The sequence below is a fragment of the Ruegeria sp. BB7 genome (genome assembly GCF_056539365.1).
This window is the reverse complement of the sequence record NZ_JBQFUV010000033.1, coordinates 1-6,018: the sequence shown is the minus strand read 5'-3', so window position 1 is coordinate 6,018 and position 6,018 is coordinate 1. Positions and strand designations below refer to the sequence as shown.

The window sequence follows — 6,018 nt, the reverse complement described above, 5'->3', positions numbered from 1 at the left end:
AAAGAACACTGCGAACAGGATTACATCCTTCGGATATTGCGCGCCTTTAAAGGAAATCATGAACTGGCTTTCGACTTGATATGACCGGCAGTCATTCACGCGCTAATTCCGAAAGCGTCAATGGCCAAAAGTTTGCAACGGAACCAGAGACCCCATCGGATTCGCAGCAGGGGATTTGAACCTATATGCGTACGTAGAAAACGACCCATATAACTGGACTGATCCGAGCGGATTGGCCATATCTGTTCCATGGGTAAACCTTACTGCTGGGCAGGTTGCCGCGACTGCAGGGTTAATCGGTGCTACCGGTGCATGCGCGACTACGGATATTTGTACCAACGCAAGCCAGACCGCTGTTGGATGGCTAAGCGGCATAACGTCAGGTATAACTGCGCTTATCCAAAATGCATTCGCGAACATTCTAAATAATCAGAGTAGCGGCGACAGTGGTAATAGTGAGCAAGCCAGTTCTGAAGATGAGTCCTCGGAAACTAAGGGAAACCGTCCTCCAAATGAAAGTCCTGATGGCGCAGGCCGTCGTGGAGCACTAAAGGAAGCAAAGCGTAGAAACAATATTCCAACTTCAAAGCAACCTGAATCTACTAGGCCGAATACTGACAAGCGGGGTAAACCTCAGCCTGGGCGCCAGTATGACTACGTTGATAGCGATGGTAACCCAGTAACAATGCGTGACGATGCAGACGGCCACAGGTATCCTGATGATCCATCACAGGATCGTGGACCTCACTTTAACGATCCAGCAGGGAACCACTATGACTATTGAGTTTCACGCAACAAAGTTTTCGTCACGGATTGAACTTCGGGAATATAAATTAAGGGGTGAAGCTTCGAGTGTCTCCGAAGTAGTCAGCGAAGCGCTGGCGAAACAGATCAATTGCATAAAAGCCATTTCGTGCCAACCAGATGAAATGGGAACGAAAAGTAGTGTTGTTAGGGCGCGTCGCCATGCAGCAAGAGCATTTGGAGACACCAACATTGAGGTAATTTCTTCGTCCAATCGGAAAATCTGGTTAAAAATTGACTGTGAGCGGACACCTTTAACAGATCTTGTGAGTTTTTTACCGAACTTTTGGATTGTGGCGTGGGAAAAAGAAAATTGCCAGGGTTTGAAACTTAATGAACTCCGTGCGGTTTTTGAGCTTCAAAGCCTGGATGAGCAAATTGCCGAATTATTGCGCAGTTACGTGGCCTGCGCCAGGTTGTGGCGAGACAGGCAACCGTTGTTACAGCTATTCCTACCTTGTGCGGTTCAGTAGTTAGTAGAATAATTTAAGCCGGAGTTAGTTCGACCGGTGCAGTCAAACACATCTCCTATGATGACCTCAACCGCCTAGTATAGGTCCGCCAGGGCATCCCGCCCATCGATGGCGGCGTGCCGGTGCCGATCGAGGATTACGAGTATGACGAAGAGGGCAACCGCACCTTCTCGAACAGTTCGTCGGGCTATGAGAGCAACGCTCATAACCAGCTGCGCGAGGATGACACCTATCGCTACGAATACGATCTGCGCGGCAATCGCATCAGCCGGACCCACAAGGTTACCGACGCGGTCGAGACCTATGCCAATGGCAGCCAGAACAGGCTGATCGGATTTATCTGCAGTACCTTTCCACGCGTTGTGGGAGGAATTTGCACCTGTAAATCGTGTACTTTGGTAATCGTTTGATCTATTTTCTATCTATTCGAAAATTTTTTTTAGTGAGGTGGTATTATGACTAAACGTTTCAAAATTCGCTTTCCGTCCGCGGACGCAAGAATTGCCTCGCAGTCCCTAGGCTCAGGACTTCGGTAACGGGGCCGTCCCAGTCAAGCGGTTTTGAGCAGAATGATTGATCCGCCAAGGCGGTTCTGTTGGCTTTGTTAGTGTCCGCCGTATTTTTTCGTGGCTTTCGGCTGAGATCCTTCGGGTACATGCTTCGGTCCGTGGTCAACGCTTTGGTTGCCAACATGATGCTGGTTCGATGTAATTCCGATGTGTCCATCTCATTGGCGTGCTTGATTGCAATCAGCGACGGTCCAGACCACGACATCATCGGAACCACGTCCCTGCGGGACCTCGAAGGCCTACGAGCAAGCAGGCAGCGGGTTGAGGAACACTCGTTCAGGCAACTTTCGGCGCGGTATCCGATTGGAAGACTGTGCCGTCGATCCAAATCCGATGAAGTATCACGGCGATACGGCGCGCCAGAGCAACCATCGCAATTTTCCGGCCACGGCGTTGTGCGAGCTGTGCACCCCATGTTCTCAGCCATGTCGAGCGGCCACGGTTCATCATGACGGTTGCAGCTTGGCACAATGCTCGCCTCAGGTTGACGTCACCGGCCTTGGTGATGCCGCCCGAGACATCACGTTCACCGGATTGGTTACGAGAGGGCGTCAGACCGACCCAAGGACCGATCCTCTTTGACGACCGGAAGCGCGCCGGATCATCGACGGCTGCACGGAAGGTCAATGCCACGACCGCCCCGATCCCAGGCATCGTCATCAGGCGGCGACAAACCGGATCGGCTTGAGCGAGCTGGCGCACCTGCTTCTCAAGGGCTGCAAGTTCCTGTCGCAGGGAAGCTCTGGCACGCAGCATGGGTGCCGTCGCGGTTTCCAGCATCGGATTGCCATCCGCCAGCTCCCGAATGCGGCTTTCGAACTTGCCGCGAGAGATCGCACCGACCTTGAGGCCGAAGTTTCGCAGCAGTCCCCTCAGCGACATTTCTAGCGCGATCATGTATTGTTGAATCGCTTTCCGGGCACCGAGCACGGCGCGGGTTTCTTGAGCCGAGACTGATTTGCAGTGAACCGGGCGGAACCAGCCGAGATGAAGCAGCCGCGCTATCCCTTCGGCATCCCGCCGATCCGTCTTGATCGGCATGGCCTTCAAGGCACCTTTCACCTGGCGCGTTTCCATGAGAACAGCATCCAAGCCCGCTTCCATCAGGCCACGGTGCAGCCATTGCGACAACGGCCCAGCCTCCAGACCAATTGCGTCAATGCTTCCATCCAAATCGACCAGCCAGCGCGACAAAACCTCGGGTTCGCTCACAATCTCAGCTTCCTTCACAATCTTGCCGTGCTCGCTGATCACGCAGATCGCTGTCTTCGCGAGCGATACATCCAGTCCAATAAACAGCCTCATCCCGTCGTCCTCCATGTGGGTTCAGTACGGGAATGGCGACAGCACGGCACTAATCTGACAAGTGGCAACGGCGGTGCGTGACGCAGGCCCCGTTACGGCATCTCATAACCAGTAAATGACGAGTGCAGCGAGGGCGATGGCGGACAGGAAGACCTTCGGGCACCTGTCGTATCGGGTCGCTACACGCCGCCAATCCTTCAGCCTGCCGAACATGATCTCGATGCGGTTGCGCCGCTTGTATCTCCGCTTGTCGTATGAGACCGGCGTCTTGCGTTTCTTCCGGCCTGGGATGCAGGCGCGTATCCCCTTGTCCTGCAACGCCTCTCTGAACCAATCAGCGTCATAGCCACGATCTCCGAGTAGCCATTTGACGTTTGGCAGGCCGCTGAGCAGCGCTCTTGCGCCGATATAATCGCTGACCTGCCCGGCAGTGACGAATAGATCAAGCGGTCGTCCCTGGCTGTCGCAGATGGCGTGCAGCTTCGTGTTCATCCCGCCTTTGGTTCGACCAATCAGGCGTCCACGCCCCCCTTTTTGACGCCCAGACTGGTCGCCGTTCGGTGGGCCTTGAGGTATGTCGCGTCGATCATCACGGTCGTCTTCTCGCCGTGTTCCGCCGCCAGCCCGGCCATCATCCGCGCGAAGATGCCCTTTTCGCTCCAACGCTTCCAGCGGCTGTAGAGTGTTTTGTGCGGACCGTATTCCTTGGGGGCATCACGCCACCGTAAGCCATTGCGATTGATGAAGATAATCCCGCTCAGCACCCGCTTGTCATCAACCCGGGGCTTCCCGTGTGACTTGGGAAAGAAGGGAGCCAGACGCGCCATCTGCGCGTCGGTCAACCAGAAGAGATCGCTCATGTCACCGCTCCGTTTTCGAAGGCGTGAATCACGCAGCGCAATAGAAATCAATGCATCCTGAGCCTAATTAAAGTCTGTACTAAAACGGGAATTTGTAGCGCTGAATTTTTTAGGAAGTTCTGACCACTTTTGAAAAGTGTCAGTTTATGCACTATCTGGTTGAGTTTTTTGTATTTGATCTCGCATCGGCCAATTGTTGGGAAGTAGAGAGTTGGGGGGCATAACCGAAATGTCACCCCAAATTTAGCTAGTTACGTCACTATCCTCCCCTGCGCCACCTCTGCTACCATCCCGTCCTAAACTTGTTACGCTTGGCTTTTTTTGATCGCCGGGTTCGGCGTAGATATAGGCACGGCCCCAAGGATCGATCAGGCCTTCTTCGCTATCCAGGTAAGGTCCGGCCCAGGACGGATCGCCAGGAGGAGCAGTCACAAGAACACCAAGGCTTTCGGAGTTGGTGGGGAAACGACCGGTGTCTATGTAAAACAGCTGCAACGCGTTGCCGATCTGCTGGACCTGCAGTTTCGCCGTTTCTGACTTGGCACGCCCCAAATAACCAATCAACCTGGGGCCAGCCACTGCGGCGATCATGGCGATAATAGACAGCACAATGAGCACTTCCAGAATAGTGACACCACTGCGCGTGTTCCAATCCTGATTCCCACGTATCATGTACTGCCTCCAAGCAACCAAACACTCCAGGCAGAGAGACAAAGAAACGGTCCAAATGCAACCTTCGATTGACCTATTTCTTCGATTGATGTCGAGCGGACAACAGCCAACAGGCTGAGAACACCAAGGCCACCTAGTGCCGCTGACAAGACCACATAGATTGTCCCATAGGCCCCGCACCATAGCCCAATTCCGGCCATGAGTTTGACGTCACCAAAGCCCAAGCCATGAACGCCACGTGTTTTCAGGTAAAGTTCAGCCACCGCCCAGAACAGCAAGGGCCACAAAATTCCTCCCAAAATTCCGTCGATTAACGTTACTGTTGGATGAGTAAAGAGAACCAGTGCACCTGAGGAGACCAAAGACAGGGCTGCCATGTCCGGGATCTCAAAGGTTCGGAAGTCCCATACGCTGATCCAAATCAACAGAACTGCGAACACCCCTGCAGGCCAGCTCAACGGTATTGATGTGACTGAGAGGAGGCCATAAACCAGAAGATGAATAAGAACGAGCCAAACAGTTTGCATATCCAAATCTGATAGGGGGTTGCACAGATGGTTGCAAGCAGGCGTGGGAAGCAAGGCTTTGCCCTCATTGTCGTATTGTCAACGCTCAGCATTGTGGCGCTGCTTTTTGCAATCACAAGCAGCCAGTTTCTGGCGAGCCTGAAGGGTAGCGAAGCGGAATTGGAGCTTGCGAAGCGCAAGCAGGAAAATCGGGCATTGGCTGAACTGGCGCTAGGTGGTTTTGGGCGTGGATCTAATCATTCCGGCCCGCGGGAGGAATTGGTGCTTCAGCAGAACGACCGCGAATTTACACTCGTCTTGCAAGATGTAGGTGGCTTGGTCGATCTTAACACTGCCGCGCCTGATCTGCTGGATGCTTTAGCATCTTCTTTGGACATCCCGAACGATGCGGTTGAGCGGTATCGGGACTGGAGGCGTACCCCATACCGATTGAACAGTGTTGCTGATTTCGCGCGGGTTGCGGAGATCCCGTATGAAGATGGTCTTCGCCTTCGAGAATTTGCGACCGTACATTCTGGTCGCTATGGCGTTTCGTCTGATTTAGCTCCGCAGGTTTTAGTCGAGCGGTTGGTGGCGGCTGCCCCTCTTGGCAGCGCGCGGGGCACAGAGCTTCCCCCCTCTTGGCAGACTGCAAGTTCTGGTGTGGTTTATCGAATTGATTTGTTTGATGGGGGACGTTTTGAGCGTTTTGTTGGGATTATTGATTTTGGTGTTTCTGGGAGTGGTGGTCGCATCCTGGAGCTGTATTGATTGTGCATAATGAGTGATTTGGGTTGTTCTTCTATTGTTAGAAGAAAGTTGTTGCAAA

Annotated in this window: 8 protein-coding genes; 4 read left to right on the top strand and 4 right to left on the bottom strand. The window is 53.4% G+C overall.

Annotated features, from left to right (window positions below):
- Nucleotides 1-154: 154 nt before the first annotated feature.
- The 3 genes from ACR0D7_RS19245 (at nucleotide 155) to ACR0D7_RS19235 (ending at nucleotide 1,687) form a co-directional block, all read left to right on the top strand.
- Nucleotides 155-784: an HNH/endonuclease VII fold putative polymorphic toxin gene (locus ACR0D7_RS19245; protein ID WP_480680460.1), complete on the top strand. Its 630-nt coding sequence runs from the start codon at nucleotides 155-157 to the stop codon at nucleotides 782-784.
- Nucleotides 774-1,277, top strand: a complete 504-nt coding sequence (locus ACR0D7_RS19240) for a hypothetical protein (RefSeq protein WP_480680459.1) — start codon at nucleotides 774-776, stop codon at nucleotides 1,275-1,277. The genes ACR0D7_RS19245 and ACR0D7_RS19240 overlap by 11 nt, the downstream gene beginning before the upstream one ends.
- Before the next feature lie 116 nt (nucleotides 1,278-1,393).
- Entirely contained in the window at nucleotides 1,394-1,687 is a 294-nt protein-coding gene (locus ACR0D7_RS19235; protein ID WP_480680458.1) for a hypothetical protein, read from the top strand.
- Nucleotides 1,688-2,122: 435 nt separating this feature from the next.
- On the opposite strand, the gene ACR0D7_RS19230 is transcribed toward ACR0D7_RS19235, so the two are convergent.
- The 4 genes from ACR0D7_RS19230 to ACR0D7_RS19215 form a co-directional block, all read right to left on the bottom strand.
- Nucleotides 2,123-3,151, bottom strand: coding sequence for an IS110 family RNA-guided transposase (locus tag ACR0D7_RS19230; protein ID WP_480680457.1), 1,029 nt, complete (start codon nucleotides 3,149-3,151; stop codon nucleotides 2,123-2,125).
- Between the two features lie 102 nt (nucleotides 3,152-3,253).
- Nucleotides 3,254-4,011, bottom strand: a protein-coding gene (locus ACR0D7_RS19225) for an IS5 family transposase (protein WP_480680456.1) whose coding sequence is annotated in 2 segments (ribosomal slippage) — nucleotides 3,254-3,690 and nucleotides 3,690-4,011 — 759 coding nt in all. Because the reading frame shifts where the segments join, the coding sequence is not laid out codon by codon here.
- A gap of 243 nt (nucleotides 4,012-4,254) precedes the next feature.
- Nucleotides 4,255-4,683 (bottom strand): type II secretion system major pseudopilin GspG, encoded by a 429-nt coding sequence (gspG, locus tag ACR0D7_RS19220; RefSeq protein ID WP_480680455.1) that lies wholly within the window; start codon nucleotides 4,681-4,683, stop codon nucleotides 4,255-4,257.
- Nucleotides 4,680-5,210, bottom strand: a complete 531-nt coding sequence (locus ACR0D7_RS19215) for a prepilin peptidase (protein ID WP_480680454.1) — start codon at nucleotides 5,208-5,210, stop codon at nucleotides 4,680-4,682. The genes gspG and ACR0D7_RS19215 overlap by 4 nt, the downstream gene beginning before the upstream one ends.
- Nucleotides 5,211-5,237: 27 nt before the next feature.
- Between ACR0D7_RS19215 and ACR0D7_RS19210 the strand changes: the two genes are divergently transcribed.
- The gene (locus ACR0D7_RS19210; RefSeq protein WP_480680453.1) at nucleotides 5,238-5,960 is read left to right on the top strand and encodes a hypothetical protein; all 723 of its coding nucleotides are present in this window, start codon (nucleotides 5,238-5,240) and stop codon (nucleotides 5,958-5,960) included.
- Nucleotides 5,961-6,018: the final 58 nt, after the last annotated feature.

What these genes read in the sequence shown, in the direction of transcription:
- ACR0D7_RS19240 (WP_480680459.1), top strand. Translation starts at nt 774, where the DNA reads ATGACTATTGAGTTTCACGCAACAAAGTTTTCGTCACGGATTGAACTT.
- ACR0D7_RS19230 (WP_480680457.1), bottom strand. Translation starts at nt 3,151, where the DNA reads ATGAGGCTGTTTATTGGACTGGATGTATCGCTCGCGAAGACAGCGATC.
- gspG (WP_480680455.1), bottom strand. Translation starts at nt 4,683, where the DNA reads ATGATACGTGGGAATCAGGATTGGAACACGCGCAGTGGTGTCACTATT.
- ACR0D7_RS19215 (WP_480680454.1), bottom strand. Translation starts at nt 5,210, where the DNA reads ATGCAAACTGTTTGGCTCGTTCTTATTCATCTTCTGGTTTATGGCCTC.
- ACR0D7_RS19210 (WP_480680453.1), top strand. Translation starts at nt 5,238, where the DNA reads ATGGTTGCAAGCAGGCGTGGGAAGCAAGGCTTTGCCCTCATTGTCGTA.